Origin of the sequence: Streptomyces sp. enrichment culture (assembly GCF_964272855.1) — a bacterium.
Taxonomy (GTDB): Bacteria; Actinomycetota; Actinomycetes; order Streptomycetales; family Streptomycetaceae; genus Streptomyces.
Genome location: NZ_OZ186847.1, coordinates 1,671,576 through 1,685,701, shown reverse-complemented (window position 1 = coordinate 1,685,701; position 14,126 = coordinate 1,671,576). Strand labels below are relative to the sequence as shown.

The window sequence follows — 14,126 nt, the reverse complement described above, 5'->3', positions numbered from 1 at the left end:
CTCCGATGTGTGGAAATCAGCTGTCGAGAAGGTCCTGGACGGACTGCCGCAGGTCGGGGAACGAGGAAAGGTCCGGCACGGTCCATCCGTCGAGGTCGTACTCCGCCATGCACTCGTCGACGAGCGCCTTGTAGGAATCCACCTGTCCGTGGGCCAGCTGCGAGAACAGCAACTCGATCCGGGTGTTCTCGTGGTTTCCCGCGTAGTTGCGCTCGTAGAGTTCATGGCGCCCGCCGAACTCGCTGCCGACGGCGTCCCACAGCAGTTTCATCAGCTTGACGCGCTCGACCGCCTCGACACCGCCGGAACCGCGGACGTACTTGTCCAGGTAGGGCCGGATCTCCGGATGGGCGAAATCCCTGGCACCGGAGTTCACATAGATCAGCCCGCTGGCCACGTCCTGCAGCACGATCTCCCTGATCCGGGGATAACCCACCTGCATGAACCAGCGGTACGCCAGTCCGTACTGCGGGTTGGGCAGCACCGCGCCGTTGTGCCAGTCGACCGGGTTGCGGGCGGCGGCGTCCGACAGCCCCCAGAACAGATTCCGCCAGGCCAGCACCTCGCCGATACGGCTCTGCACACCCCGGAAGTCACTCGTTCCCGTGATCTCCAGGGCCTTCATCAGTAGGCCGGCGATGAACTCCAGCTTCACCGCGAGCCGGGTGCAGCCGTGGAAGGTGAAACGCTCGATGAAGCCCGACTGGCCGGTGAACATGCGGATCTTCTCCGGCTGGCCGTAGACGAAGACGTTCTCCCAGGGGATGAGCACCTTGTCGAGCACCAGGATGGTGTCGTTCTCGTCCAGCCGTGAGGACAGCGGATAGTCGAAGGGGCTGCCCGTCGCCGCCGCCGTCGCCGTGTAGGACGTGCGGCAGATCAGCTTCATGCCGGGGGCGTTCATCGGCACCGTGGCGACCAGCGCGAACCTGCGGTCCTTGATCGGCAGACCGTAGTGGGCGATGAAGTTGTAGTGCGTCAGCGCCGACCCGGTCGCCACCACCTTCGCCCCGGACACCACCAGGCCGGCGTCCGTCTCCCGCTCCGCGTGCACGAACACGTCGGCCACCTGGTCCGGCGGCAGGGAGCGGTCGACCGGCGGGTGCACGATCGCGTGGTTCCAGTACAGGACCTTCTCCTGCGACTCCGCGTACCAGCGGCGCGCGTTGTCCGCGAACGGCTCGTAGAAGTCCGCGTTCGCGCCGAGCGTGCCGAGGAACGACGCCTTGTAGTCGGGGCTGCGGCCCATCCAGCCGTAACTCAGGCGCGCCCAGGCGGCGATGGCCTGCTGGGCGCCGACCAGGTCCTCGCTGCTGCGGGGCGTGGTGAAGAACCGGTGGGTGAAACCGTCGCTGCCGGAATCGGTCGGCGACGTCAGCACCGGGCGCTGCCGCGGATCGTGCAGGGCGTCGTAGAGCCGGGCGACCATTCGGGCCGGATTGTGGAATGCGGGATGTTCGGTGACGTCCTTGACGCGCTCTCCGTAGAGGTAGATCTCGCGGTCGTCGCGGAGGCTGTCGAGATATTCCCGACCGGTCAACGGGCGGGTCTTCCGCCCGTCCCCGCCACTGCTGTCGCGACCCTCGGCCATCAGACGCCTCCTCATGCCGCCGCCTCGAAGGAACACCTCAGAGCGTGGCATCCCGAACGGCCGCCGGGCTTCTCCCAGCATGCGCGGCCGAACGCCGTGACCCGGCCGACTCGGCAGTCTCGAAGATGCTCCGGCGGGGGCCGCTGCAAATCATGGGCAGGGCCCGTCCGGCAAGACCTCCGAAGGAGAACACCGGAATGCGGAACCGCATCGACATTGACATCTGGGTGCCGCTCTACCCGTTCATGCCGTACTTCCTGGACCGGACCCGTGAGTTGGCCGGACAGTTCGTCTCGGCCCATCCCGAATACCGGATCCGGGTCACCGGAAAGGACTGGTTGTCGCTGCCCCAGGCCGTGCACGACGCGGCCCGCGAAGGTGCCGCTCCGACCGTCGCGCAGTACTTCTACACCTCGACCCAGGAAGCCCGCGACGCCCGCGGACCGGACGGTGGACCGCTGTTCACCCCGGTCGAGCGGGCGATCGCGGGCCGCACCGAGATCCTCGGCGAACCCGTGGTCCTCGACGACGTCACCCCGGCGGCCCGCCGGTACTACACCTTCGACGGCGAGGTGGCGGCCATGCCCCCGCTCACCTCGACCACCCTGCTCTACGCCAACACCGACCTGCTGGCCCGGGCCGGGATCGACGACGTCCCCGAGACCTGGTCGGAGCTGGAGGCCGCCTGCCGGGCCGTCGTCGCCCTGCCCGACGGTCCCGCGTACGGGGCCAACTGGCCCAACCACGGCTGGTTGTTCCAGCAGGCCGCGGCCCAGCAGGGCGCGCTGCTCGCCGACCACGACAACGGCCGCTCCGGCCGCGCCGAGACCATGGCACTCGACTCGGAAGCGATGCTGGCCTACTTCCACTGGTGGCGACGGCTGCACCGGGACGGGCTGTACCTCTACCGCGGCAGGCCCACCGCCGAACGGAGCGACTGGGACGCCAACTTCCGCGCCTTCGCCGAGCAGCGGGTCGCCTTCACGCTCACCACCTCGGTCGAGGCCGAGCGCATGATCGGAGCCGGCCGCGACGGCGGCTTCACCGTCCGGGCCTGCCGGATGCCCTACAACGAGCAGGTGCCCTACGCCGGCAACGTGATCGGCGGGGACGCCCTCTGGCTGCGGTCCGGCCTGGACCCGGACACCCTCGACGGGGCGCTCGCCTTCATGCAGTTCCTCAACGCGCCGAGGGCCGCCGCCGACCGGCACCGGGACACCGGCTTCATCGCGGTCACCGACGGCGCGATCCGGCTGCTCGACGAGGAGGGCTGGTTCAAGGAGAACCCGCACTTCCGCACCGCCCTGGACCAGCTCGCCGCCAACGACGGCTCACCGGCCGCGCAGGGCGCGGTGCTCGGCGACTTCGCCGGGATCCAGGACGTACTGACCCGGGCCATGCACGACGTCCTGGTCTCCGACGTGGACGTGCGCGACCGGCTGGCCCGGGCCAACGCCCAGGCCCAGCGGGTGCTGGAGGACTACGACGCGGGCTGCCGCGGGATCCGCCCCAAGGGCCCGATCCGGGTGGGCTGACCGGACGAGGCGCGGGGCGGCCGGACCGGCCGCCCCGCACCCGTCCTCCCCTCGGAGCTACGGCGCGCCCGGCAGGTCCAGTGGCGCGTCCGGCGCGCCGACCACCTCCGACAGGATCTGCCGGAACCGGTCCACCATCGCGGCCACCGAACTCTCGTCGTACAGGTTGCTGTTGTACTGGATGCCCGCGACGACGTCACCGGCCGGATCGAGGTTGAGCGTCCACAACGCGCCGTTCGGCACGTCCGAGCACACCGGCTGGGAGTCCAGCCGGCGCCGTATCTCGGTGTACTCGACGTCACCGATCCGCTCCCCGTCCAGCACGAACGGGAACGGGAACACCTGGAAGACACACGCGGCGCGGTCGTCCTCCATGACCGGCTCCATCAGCTCCGGCGCCTGCGCCAGGATCTGCACGAACGGGATGTCGTGCGAGTACGCCTCCAGGCAGCTGGCCCGCACCCGGGCGACGACCTCGCGGAAGTCCCGGCAGCCGGCCAGCTCGGTGCGCAGCGGCAGCAGGTTCAGGAACGGGCCGACCGTGTGCTGGAACTCCTCCCGCTCGCGCCCCGGCGAGAAGGTCGGCACCACCACGTCGGTGCTGCCGCCGGTCCGCCGCACCAGGAGCGCGAAGGCGCCGAGCAGCACCATGAAGGGCGTACTGCGCAGGGACCTCGCCAGCTCCAGCGCCCGCGACACCAGGGGTGCGTCGATGGTGAAGCGGTACACCGCCGTGGTCTCCGGCAGCCCGGACGACTTCGGCCGGTCCGTGGGAACGGACATCACGCGGGCGCCCGCGAGCTTGTCCCGCCAGAAGTCCCGCGACCGCTGCGCCGCCTCGCTCTCGGAGAACTCCCGCTGCCAGGCCACGAAATCCCGGTAGGGGAGAGCCGGCGGCGGCTCGGGTACGGCGCTGCCGCGCCGCGCGGCATAGCGCAGCGCCAGATCGCGGATGATCCGCCGGACCGACCAGCCGTCGGCCGCGCTGTGGTGCACGATGAGCGCCAGAACCGCGGTCTCCTCGTCGAAGCGCAGCAACGTCGCCTTGAACAACGGCAGTTCACGCGCGTCGATGGTGCCGGACTCGACCTCGGTCACCAGCCGCAGCGCGGCCCGGTCGCGGGCGTCCGCGTCCAGGCCGGCCGCCGCCTCGCGCACTTCCAGCCGCCCCGGCATCGGCGGGTGGACCCGCTGGTACCACTCGCCGGCGTCGCGGACGACGACCGTGCGCAGCGCCTCGTGCCGCGCCACGACATCGTCCAGCGCCTGCCGCAAGGTGTCGACGTGCACCTTTCCGCGCAACCACCAGCCATGGACGATGTGGAACCGCGGACCGAACGGCCCCTCGTCGTCACCCCGGTCGAATCCGTAAAGGAATTCCTGGTTGAAGGAGAGCGGAATCCGGCCGACGGATTCGCCGGCCTGTGGCTTCATGTCAGGGCTCATGGGGGTTTCGTCCTCCCGCCGGGAACGGCCGAACTTTCCGGGGAACCCTAGCCGCCGGCAATTCACCGGGGTTTCTTCCGGCATGCTGGCAATCCGAGAGATGTGCCGTCGCACCGCCGCGTGTGACCGTGGCTGCCAGCCCATCCATCCATGGCAGAACGGCTAAGGAGCTGCGCTGGAATGACGGCCGCCACGATTCGCGCTTCCGAACCGCCCTCCCCGCCCGAACCCGATGTGACACCCGCCGAGATCATCGCCAGGGCGGAGGCGATCGCGCCCACGCTCGTGGCCCGCCAGGCCGAGACCGAGCAGCGCACCTACTACGCCCAGGACACCCATGAGGCGTTCGCCGGCGCCGGCTTCTACCGCATTCTGGTGCCCCGGCGCTACGGCGGCTACGAGTTCGGCATCGACACCTTCCTGCGGGTGGCGACGGCACTCGCCCGCGGCTGCCCCTCGACCGGGTGGATGTTCTGCCTCGGCGCCACCCACGCCCTCCCGGTCGCGTCGTTGTTCGACGAGCGGGCCCAGGCCGAGCTGTTCCGCCAGGGTGACTTCATCTGCCCGGCGACCATCGTGCCGAGCGGCACGGCACGGCGGACCCCGGACGGGGACTGGGAGATCGACGGAACCTGGAAGTACTGCTCGGGATCGCCGTACGCGACCCACTTCCTCGGCCACGTCCTCACCGCCGGCGACGACGGTGAGCCGCCGGCGCCGATGCTGTTCGTCGCCCCGCGCAGCGCGTTCCGCCGGCTCGACGACTGGGGCGGCCAACTCGGCCTCAAGGGCAGCGGCTCGCACAGCATCGTCCTGGAGAACGCGACAATCCCGGCGCACTACACGCTGCCCGGTACCCACATGAGCGAGGTCGACACCAGCCGGGGCACCCCCGGCAGCCGGCTGCACGGCAACCCCGAGTACGGCGGCGGACCCCTCAGCTTCATGCTGCTGGAGGTCGCCTCGCTCGCGGTCGGCATGGCCCAGGGCGCCCTCGACGCCTACGAGGAGCTGATGCGCTCGCGGACCACCCTGTTCCCGCCGGTCACGACCCGCGCCGAGAACCCCGACTACCAGTACTGGTACGGCGAGGCGGCCGGGCTCGTCACGACCGCGGAGGCCGCCGTCCGGCAGGCGGTCCAGCAGTGGCACGAGCTGTGCGCCGCCGGTCCGGGCGCCTTCAGCCGGGAGCACGACCTGCGTCTCGCCACCCTGTGCCGCGAGGTGATCCGGATGTGCTGGCGCGCCGTGGAGGGCCAGCTGTTCCCCACGGCCGGTTCCAGCGCGGTCCGGGAGGGCGAGCGCGTCGAGCGGGTCTGGCGCGACCTGTCCACGCTCCACAGCCACGCCGGGGTCGGCGTCCTCCTGAGGTCGGTGACCACCCGGGACCTGGCCCGCGCCCGGTTCGGCATCGCCTAGGGGGTGTCTTGCCGATCATGCCGGGCTCGCGGCGCCTGGTGCCGCGCCTCGCCGCGTTGTCGTCGGTCCCCGATTCCCCCAAGCTCTCGGCTCCGCTCGAGCAGGGAGGGACCCCCATCGCATCGGCTCCCTCCTCCGCCTTGCGATGCACGGCACCAGACGCCGCTCCCTGATCCGGCCTGATCAACGAGACACCCCCTGGAGCCCGCCTCCCCGACAGCCCCCGCCCAGGCCCAGCCATCCACGAAGGGAACCGTCGCATGACCCGGACCGAGCCGCCGGCCCTGACGATCGCGCGCCCCGGACAGGCGCCGTTCGCCGCGGCGACCGCCGTGTTCAACCTGGCCGCCCCGGTCCGCCCCGCCGCGGCGGTCACGGTCCGCACCGCCGAGGAGGTGCGGGCCGCCGTGCGCCACGCGGTGTCCGAACGACTGTGGGTGCGACCGCTCACCAGCGGCCACGCCTCCTCCTCCGCCCGCCCGATGCGCGACTCGCTGCTGATCCGCACCGAGCCGGCGGGACCGGTCGAGATCGACGCCGCCGCCCGCACGGCCCGCGTCCCGGCCGGGACGCGCTGGGGCGCCGTCGTCGAGGCGGCGGCCGAGCACGGACTGGCGGCCGCGCACGGCACGTCGGCGACCGTCGGAGTCGTCGGCTACCTGCTGCGCGGCGGCATCGGCGTCTACGGGCGGCACACCGGGCTCGGCGCCAACACCGTCCGGGCGGTCGAACTCGTCACCGCGGACGGAGCGATGCTCCGCGCCGACGCCACCTCGGACCCCGAGCTGTTCTGGGCGCTGCGCGGCGGCGGGGGCGGCTTCGGCGTGGTCACCGCGGTCGAGATCGAGCTGTTCCCCGTGACGCGGGTGATCACCGGTGCGGCGTTCTGGCCCGCGGCGCACGGCCAGGAACTGTTCACCCGCTGGGCCCACTGGACCCGCGACGCGCCCTCGACCGTCACCACGGCACTGCGGGTGATGAACCTGCCGGACGTGCCCGGCATCCCGCCACAGCTGACCGGGGGACCGGTGGTGTGCCTGACCGGCACCGTGCTCGGCCTCACCGGCTACGACGAGGCGACCGCCCGGCAGTGCGCCGAGGACCTGCTCGGACCGCTGCGTGGTGTCGCCGAGCCGCTGCTCGACACCTGGGGCGTCGCCGCGCCGCCCGCCGTGGCCGCCGCCCACATGGACCCGCCCGACCCCGTGCCCGTGGCCGGTGACCACCTGCTGCTCTCCTCGCTCGACCCGGACGGCATCGACACCTTCCTCCGGCTGCTCGGTGAGGGATCGGACTCGCCCCTGGTCAACGCCGAACTGCGGCAGCTGGGCGGCGCGTTCGCGGCGCACCCGCCGAACGGCGGTGCGCTGAGCCGCCTCGACGCGGCGTTCGCCTTCACGGCCGGCGGGCTGGTGACCGACCCGGCCGCGCGCGCCGCGATCGAGGCCCACTGCGCCAAGGTCCGCTCGGCCCTCGCCCCGTGGGACACCGGGTGGACCGCGCCCACGCTGGTCGAGCGGCTGGACCAGCCCCAGCGGCACCTGTCGCCCGAGGCGGTCACCCGCGCGGACGGCGTCCGCCGCCGCGTCGACCCGGCCGGTATCTTCCGCCACGACATCCCTCCGGGCGCCTCGGCCCGGTACTGAGAAACGGATCAACGCGGGGCCCCGGCGATGTCGAATCCCGGCCATCGGCACCGACTTACAGACGAGTGACGTCTGTAGGGGGCGTCCGGGACGTCAGGAGCGCAGGTGTGAAGTACATGCTGATACTGCACATGGACCCCGCCGCGTGGGACGCCCTCGCGGACGACGCCCGCGAGGAGTTCGTGCAGGGACACCGCGCCTTCCACAAGAGCGTCGCGGAGGCGGGCGAGCTGGTCGCCGGACACACCCTCGCCCACGTGTCGCAGAGCACGGTGGTCCGGGTGGCCGACGACGCCGTGTCGGTCTCCCACGGTCCGCTTCTGGCCAACCCGGTCCAGTTCTCCGGCTTCTACCTGATCGATTGCGAAACCGCCGAACGGGCCCACGAACTGGCCGCCCTCCTGCCCGAGGCCCGGATGGCCGGGCTGGGCATCGAGGTGCGGCCGATCATGCTGCCGTCCGGCATCGAGATGTGACCTGGCGGGCGCGCGCCGACGTGGCGGCGCGCGCCCACCGGGGGTTCGAACCGTGTCGCCCAGCCGTCCATGACCTGGAGAAAGAGGTTGCACATGAGTTCGCCGTCAACGGCCCCACCGAGAACACTGCGCTCGCTGGAGGGCCTGCGGGCCATCGCCGTGATCTTCGTCTTCCTGAGTCACGCCCTCGTCCTCGGGGCCTTCACCGACCAGGACGCCTTCTCCGTCCTCAACACCCTGACCGGTGAGGGGCGCATCGGATTCCTCGCGGTGTCGTTCTTCTTCGTCCTCAGCGGATTCGTGCTCACCTGGTCGGCCAAACCGGGGCAGACGGCGGTCGGCTTCTGGCGGCGCAGGCTGATGCGCATCGGCCCCTGCCATCTGCTGATCGCCGTCATCGCGCTGAGCCAGTTCGCCGCCGCGGGCGAGACGATCCGATGGGGTCCCGCGGTGGCCAACCTCTTCCTGGTGCAGAACTGGTGGCCCGAACAGGACCTGATCATGTACCAGTTCAACGGCGCCACCTGGACACTCGCCGTCGAGCTGCTGTGCTACGCCTTCTTCCCCCTGCTGCTGCGGCTGGTCAACCGGCTCAGCACCCGGGCGCTGTGGTACGGCGTCGGCGGCCTGGGCCTGACCGCCATCCTGCTGCCGGCGGTCAGCTACCCGCTGCTCTCCGGGTTCCCGCCGAGCGAGTTCTACCCCGCGGGCTCCTGGCCGCAGCTGTGGGCGCTGTACTTCTTCCCGCCCGTCCGGTCGATCGACTTCATCATCGGCATGTTCCTCGCCCGGATCGTCGCCACCGGACAGTGGCCGAAGATCCGGATCATGCCGGCCGTCCTGGTCAACCTCGGCGTCTTCCTCCTGCTGTTCCACCTGCCCATCCCCTTCGGGATCGCCGCGCTCTACCCGCTGCCGACGGCGATGCTGATCGGCGCGCTGGCCACCCGCGACCTGTCCGGCAAGGGCACGTTGCTCAGCGGGCGGTTCATGGTGTGGCTCGGGGAACTGTCCTTCTCCTTCTACATCATCCACCTCACCGTGATGTTCGCCGTGCACGCGGCGTTCGCGGGCGACCTGGTGGGATACGCCCATGCGTACACCCGGACGCCGTTCGGCACGGCGACCGCCGTCGCGTTCATCATCGGTCTCTACGCCCTGTGCGTCGCCCTCGCCTGGGTGGTGAGCAACACCGTGGAGCGGCCCGCCATGCGGCGGTGGAGCCGCCCGGCGTCGCAACGCGCCCCCCGCCGGCCGGAACCGGCACCCCAGCCCCAGCCCTGATCCCTGAGCATCCCCCCCACGATCGGAGACCGTCATGGCCGACGCGGCCGACATACCCGAGTCCACCGACCACCCGTCCTACCCGATGCGCCGGACGTGCCCGTACACGCTGCCGGACGGATACCGCCGACTCCGTGAACGCCCGACCATGGGCAAGGTCCGGCTGCCCAGCGGCCGGCTCGCCTGGGCCGCGACCCGCTACGAGGACGTCAAGGCCATGCTGGGCGACAACCGGTTCAGCTCCGACCTGCGCCACCCGGGCTACCCGGTGATGATGGACCACCAGGTCCCCGCGCCCGAGTTCTCCACCTCGCTGGTGGGCATGGACCCCCCGGAGCACACGCTGGCCCGGCGCGCGGTGGCCAACGACTTCACCCCGCGCAGCGCCAGACGGCTGCGGCCCCGGGTCCAGGAGATCGTGGACGAGTACATCGACCGGCTCCTGGAGGGGCCCCGGCCCGCCGATCTCATCGAGGCGTTCGCCAACCCGGTGCCCCTGCTGCTGATCTGCGAGCTGATCGGCGTGCCGTTCGCCGACCGCGACTTCTTCCTGCGGATCTCGCACACCGTCATGAACGCCACCACGCCCGAGGCCGGCGTCGAGGGCATGGCGGAGCTGATGGGCTACATGGACAAGCTGGTGACCGACAAGGAGCGGGAGCCCACCGACGACGTGATCGGGCGGCTGGTGGTACGGCGCGGCGAGCCGGGTGTCCCCGACCACCGCGACCTCGTCGCCATGGCGTTCATGCTGCTGATGGCCGGCCACGAGACACCCGCCAACCTCATCGGCCTGGGCGCCATGATGCTGCTCGACCGCCCGGACCTGCGCAAGGCGCTGAGCGAAGACCCGTCGCGCTGGCCGGCGGCCGTCGACGAGCTGCTGCGCTACTTCACCATCGCCGAGATCGCCAACTCCCGGGTGGCGCTGGCCGACGTCGAGATCGGCGGAGTGCGGATCGCGGCCGGCGAGGGCGTGATCGGCCTGACCGTGGGAGCCAACCGGGACCCGGAGCGCTTCCCGGACCCCGACACCTTCGACCTGGACCGCGGGGACCAGCGCAGCCTCGCCTTCGGGTACGGCGCGCACCAGTGCCTCGGCCAGCACCTGATGCGGATGGAGCTGGAGGTGGCCCTGTCCACCCTGTTCGCGCGCGTCCCCGACCTGCGGCTGGTCGACCCCGTCGAGAAGCTGCGGTTCAAGGAGGAACACGTCAACTACGGCCTGCACGCGCTGCCGGTCACCTGGTGAGGGGGGAGCGCATGCGGATCCGGAGCAACCGGCACACCTGCATCGGCGCCGGCCGCTGCCACCTCGCGGCGCCCGAGCTGTTCGACCAGAGCGAGGTGGACGCCACCGTCGTCGTGCTGGTCGACCAGGTGACGGGCGACCGGCTGGAGAGGGCACGCGAGGCGGTCGACGACTGCCCGACGCGCACGCTCCACCTGATCGAGGACTAGGGGGTGTCTCGTCGATCAGGCCGGATCAGGGAGCGGCGTCTGGTGCCGTGCGTCGCAAGGCGGAGGAGGGAGCCGAGAGCTTGGGGGAATCGGGGACCGACGACAACGCGGCGAGGCGCGGTGCCAGGCGCCGCGAGCCCGGCCTGATCGGCGAGACGCCCCCGAGGCACCGGACGACCGGGAAACGCGACGACGCGGGGCCCTCGGGCCCCGCGTCGCTCATCGGGTCAGGTCACTCGCCGGCGGCCGCGCGGTTCGCCCGCTGGAAGTAGACGCCGGCCAGCACCGCCAGCAGGACGAACACGGCGGTGGAGACGGCGGCCACGGCGTTCAGCCCGCTCACGAACGCCGCGTGCGCCGAGTCCAGCAGCGCCGCGGACGCGTCGGCGCCGAGGTTCGAGGCCTCGGCGGTGGCCCCGGCGACGGTCTCCCGCGCGCTGTCCGCGGCGGCGTCGTCCATGCCCGCGGGGATCGCGTCGTCGACCTGGTGGCTGTACACCGCGGAGCCGATCGTGCCGAGGACGGCCAGCCCGAGCGCACCGCCGAGGTAGTTCGCCGTCTCCGCCATCGACGCGGCGGAACCCGCGCGCTCCGGGGGCACCGAGCCGACCACCAGACCGGTGCCGAGCGCGAACAGCGGACCCGCTCCGAGGCCGATGATCGCGGTGCCGAGCACGGGCAGCCAGGCGCCGTGGCCGTCGTTCACCACGATCAGCACCGCCGCGCCGACCGCGGACAGGAACATGCCGCCGATGATCGCGGTCCGCGGCGTGATCGCCCGGGTCAGGGCCGGCGTGGACATGGTGCCCACCGCCATGAACAGGCCCATCGGCATGAACCACAGGGCCGATTCCAGCGCCGAGTAGCCGAGCACCGTCTGCAGCTGCTGGGTGACGACCAGCGCCGTTCCCGCCAGCACCATCCCGGCCAGCGCCAGCGCGGTCAGGATCAGCGTGAACGAGCTGTTCGCGAAGAGCCGCAGGTCGAGCAGCGGGTCGTCGCCGCGCAGCTGACGGCGCACGAACAGGGTGCCGAACACACCGCCCACCACGAGCGCCACGCCCGCGGCGACGGTGCTGCCGCTGCCCAGCGAGAGCACCTTGATCGCGTACACCAGCGGGAGGATGCCCAGCAGGGAGAGCACGACGCTGGTGATGTCCAGGCGCCGGGCCTGCTCGGGACGGAACTCCGGCAGCAGCACGGGCCCGGCGATCAGCACCACCGCCGCGACCGGCACGGCCAGCAGGAACACCGCGCCCCACCAGAACGGGACGAGCACCACGCCGCCCAGCACGGGCCCGATGGCCGCTCCGGTGAAGGTGCAGGTGGCCCAGATCGAGATGGCCTTACCGCGCTGGCGGTCGTCACGGAAGATGTTGGTGATCAGGGCGAGGGTGGAGGGCATCAGCGTGGCGCCCGCCATGCCCTGCACGCCGCGCGCCACGATCAGCATGATCGGGCTGGTCGCCCACGCGCAGGCGAGCGACGCCAGCGCGAACACGGCCATACCGATCATGAGGAGCCGACGGCGTCCGATCCGGTCGCCGAGCGTGCCCATGGTGATCACCAGGCCGGCCACCATGAAGCCGTACGCGTCGGTGATCCACAGCTGCTGGACGTTGCTCGCGCCCAGGTCGGCGGTGAGTTCGGGCAGCGCCAGGAGCAGGACGTTCGCGTCGAGCGCGACCAGCAGCGTCGGAAGCGCGAGGACCGCGAGCGCCCACCAGGGCCGTGCTCCGGTTTGTGTGGGGCTGGTCGCCGCCGCAGTGACGGTCATGTCGAGTTCGTCCTCTCGCTCGTCAGAGTGTCGTTCATGACGTCGTCGGAGCGGGGAGCGGAATATTGCGCTCGATCGCGGAACTTTTTTGCCGGGAGGTCCGCGCGGCGCCGAAATCACCCGTTCGGCTTACCCAGACGGTCCGCCCGGGACTCCAGGAAGCGCCGCTCCGGGAGGCTGGCCGTGCGCCGCGCCGCCTCCCGGTAGTTCTCGCGGGCCGCGTCGTGGTCGCCGGCCATCTCCAGCAGATGGCCGCGCACGGCGTGCAGCCGGTGGTGGTCGGCGATCCGGTCGTCCTCGGCGAGGGGGCGGAGCAGGTCGAGACCGGCCTGCGGGCCGTGGGCCATGGCCGCCGCGACGGCGTGGTTCAGGGTGACCATGGGATTCGGGGACACCTGTTCGAGGAGGCGGTACAGGATGACGATCTGGCGCCAGTCCGTCTCGTCGGCGCTCGGCGCCTCGGCGTGCACCGCGGCGATGGCGGCCTGCAACTGGTAGGGCCCCATCGGCCCGCGGGCGAGCGCCTCGGCGGTGAGCGCGATGCCCTCCTTGAGGGCGGCCGCGTCCCAGCGGGTGCGGTCCTGCTCGGCGAGCGGGATGAGGTTCCCGTCGTCGTCGGTACGCGCGGGCCGCCGGGCGTCGGTCAGCAGCATCAGCGCCAGCAGACCCGTCACCTCCGGGCTGTCCGGCAGCGTGCGGCGCAGCGCGCGCGTCAGCCGGATCGCCTCGCGGGTCAGCTCGACCTGGTGCAGATCGGCTCCGGAGGTGCTGGTGTACCCCTCGTTGAAGATCAGGTAGAGCACGTGCAGGACCACGCCGAGCCGCTGCGGCCGGTCCTCGGGCGGCGGCAGCTCGAACTCCGCGCCCGCCGCCCTGATGCGCTGCTTCGCGCGGCTGATGCGCTGCGCCATCGTCGCCTCCGGCACCAGGAAGGCGCGGGCTATCTGGCTGGTGGTCAGACCCCCGCACGCCCGCAGCGTCAGCGCCAGCTGGGACGACGGGGACAGGCTCGGGTGACAGCACAGGAAGAGCAGGATGAGCGAGTCGTCCTGGTCCGACGGGTGGAGCTCGGCGGGCCCGAACTCCACCGGCTCGTCCGCGCGGACCATGGCCGCCACGGTCGCCTCCCGGCGCCGGCGGGCGATGTCGCTGCGGGCGCGGTCGGCGAGCCTGCGGTGGGCGACCCTGGTGAGCCAGCCCAGCGGGTTGTCGGGGACGCCGTCCTTGCGCCACTGCACGATCGCGTCGAGCAACGCGTCCTGCGCGGCGTCCTCGCACTCCTCGAACCGGCCGTAGCGGCGGACCAGCGTGCCCACCACCTGGGGGATCAGCTCCCGCAGCGGCGTGCCGACCTCGGTGTCGCGGTTCACCGGGATGCCCGGCGAGGAGCCGGGAGCGCGGAGCGGAGAAGGGTTACGGCAGTCATACGAACTCGGACCATCCCCTGTCGAGCGGCTCGCGGCACTGCCGATCGCCCGGCAGCCGGTGCCG

At 71.6% G+C, this 14,126-nt stretch carries 11 protein-coding genes; 7 read left to right on the top strand and 4 right to left on the bottom strand.

Features of this window, described 5'->3' with window-relative positions; all coding sequences use genetic code 11:
* Positions 1 to 16: 16 nt before the first annotated feature.
* Complete coding sequence (locus ACSU6L_RS07265; protein ID WP_437054698.1) at positions 17 to 1,591, bottom strand: 4-hydroxyphenylacetate 3-hydroxylase family protein; 1,575 nt, start codon at positions 1,589 to 1,591, stop codon at positions 17 to 19.
* Positions 1,592 to 1,788: 197 nt separating this feature from the next.
* Here ACSU6L_RS07265 and ACSU6L_RS07260 point away from each other — a divergent pair, with 197 nt between their 5' ends.
* Entirely contained in the window at positions 1,789 to 3,126 is a 1,338-nt protein-coding gene (locus tag ACSU6L_RS07260) for an extracellular solute-binding protein (RefSeq protein ID WP_437054697.1), read from the top strand.
* 57 nt (positions 3,127 to 3,183) lie between these two features.
* Here the strand turns inward: ACSU6L_RS07260 and ACSU6L_RS07255 are convergent, their stop codons facing one another.
* Positions 3,184 to 4,560, bottom strand: coding sequence for a condensation domain-containing protein (locus tag ACSU6L_RS07255; RefSeq protein ID WP_437054695.1), 1,377 nt, complete (start codon positions 4,558 to 4,560; stop codon positions 3,184 to 3,186).
* Positions 4,561 to 4,752: 192 nt separating this feature from the next.
* Between ACSU6L_RS07255 and ACSU6L_RS07250 the strand changes: the two genes are divergently transcribed.
* From ACSU6L_RS07250 to ACSU6L_RS07225, 6 genes are all read left to right on the top strand, one after another.
* Positions 4,753 to 5,991 (top strand): acyl-CoA dehydrogenase family protein, encoded by a 1,239-nt coding sequence (locus tag ACSU6L_RS07250; protein ID WP_437054693.1) that lies wholly within the window; start codon positions 4,753 to 4,755, stop codon positions 5,989 to 5,991.
* A gap of 260 nt (positions 5,992 to 6,251) precedes the next feature.
* On the top strand, positions 6,252 to 7,637 hold the full coding sequence (locus ACSU6L_RS07245) for an FAD-binding oxidoreductase (protein WP_437054691.1): 1,386 nt from the start codon (positions 6,252 to 6,254) through the stop codon (positions 7,635 to 7,637).
* Between the two features lie 116 nt (positions 7,638 to 7,753).
* On the top strand, positions 7,754 to 8,113 hold the full coding sequence (locus tag ACSU6L_RS07240) for a YciI family protein (RefSeq protein ID WP_437054689.1): 360 nt from the start codon (positions 7,754 to 7,756) through the stop codon (positions 8,111 to 8,113).
* A 93-nt stretch (positions 8,114 to 8,206) separates the two neighbouring features.
* The gene (locus ACSU6L_RS07235) at positions 8,207 to 9,397 is read left to right on the top strand and encodes an acyltransferase family protein (RefSeq protein ID WP_437054687.1); all 1,191 of its coding nucleotides are present in this window, start codon (positions 8,207 to 8,209) and stop codon (positions 9,395 to 9,397) included.
* 34 nt (positions 9,398 to 9,431) lie between these two features.
* A complete protein-coding gene (locus ACSU6L_RS07230; RefSeq protein WP_437054685.1) occupies positions 9,432 to 10,649 on the top strand; it encodes a cytochrome P450 in 1,218 nt (405 codons plus the stop codon).
* Positions 10,650 to 10,660: 11 nt separating this feature from the next.
* Positions 10,661 to 10,858, top strand: a complete 198-nt coding sequence (locus tag ACSU6L_RS07225; protein ID WP_437054683.1) for a ferredoxin — start codon at positions 10,661 to 10,663, stop codon at positions 10,856 to 10,858.
* A 232-nt stretch (positions 10,859 to 11,090) separates the two neighbouring features.
* Here ACSU6L_RS07225 and ACSU6L_RS07220 read toward each other — a convergent pair whose 3' ends face one another.
* The gene (locus ACSU6L_RS07220) at positions 11,091 to 12,635 is read right to left on the bottom strand and encodes an MFS transporter (protein ID WP_437054681.1); all 1,545 of its coding nucleotides are present in this window, start codon (positions 12,633 to 12,635) and stop codon (positions 11,091 to 11,093) included.
* A 116-nt stretch (positions 12,636 to 12,751) separates the two neighbouring features.
* Positions 12,752 to 14,005, bottom strand: coding sequence for an RNA polymerase sigma factor (locus ACSU6L_RS07215; protein WP_437054679.1), 1,254 nt, complete (start codon positions 14,003 to 14,005; stop codon positions 12,752 to 12,754).
* Between the last annotated feature and the right edge of the window lie 121 nt (positions 14,006 to 14,126).

Bases quoted from the DNA above. Each gene is read 5' to 3' on its own strand.
- ACSU6L_RS07245 (WP_437054691.1), top strand. From the start codon at position 6,252: ATGACCCGGACCGAGCCGCCGGCCCTGACGATCGCGCGCCCCGGACAG.
- ACSU6L_RS07250 (WP_437054693.1), top strand. From the start codon at position 4,753: ATGACGGCCGCCACGATTCGCGCTTCCGAACCGCCCTCCCCGCCCGAA.
- ACSU6L_RS07255 (WP_437054695.1), bottom strand. From the start codon at position 4,560: ATGAAGCCACAGGCCGGCGAATCCGTCGGCCGGATTCCGCTCTCCTTC.
- ACSU6L_RS07225 (WP_437054683.1), top strand. From the start codon at position 10,661: ATGCGGATCCGGAGCAACCGGCACACCTGCATCGGCGCCGGCCGCTGC.
- ACSU6L_RS07265 (WP_437054698.1), bottom strand. From the start codon at position 1,591: ATGGCCGAGGGTCGCGACAGCAGTGGCGGGGACGGGCGGAAGACCCGC.
- ACSU6L_RS07260 (WP_437054697.1), top strand. From the start codon at position 1,789: ATGCGGAACCGCATCGACATTGACATCTGGGTGCCGCTCTACCCGTTC.
- ACSU6L_RS07230 (WP_437054685.1), top strand. From the start codon at position 9,432: ATGGCCGACGCGGCCGACATACCCGAGTCCACCGACCACCCGTCCTAC.
- ACSU6L_RS07235 (WP_437054687.1), top strand. From the start codon at position 8,207: ATGAGTTCGCCGTCAACGGCCCCACCGAGAACACTGCGCTCGCTGGAG.
- ACSU6L_RS07240 (WP_437054689.1), top strand. From the start codon at position 7,754: ATGCTGATACTGCACATGGACCCCGCCGCGTGGGACGCCCTCGCGGAC.
- ACSU6L_RS07220 (WP_437054681.1), bottom strand. From the start codon at position 12,635: ATGACCGTCACTGCGGCGGCGACCAGCCCCACACAAACCGGAGCACGG.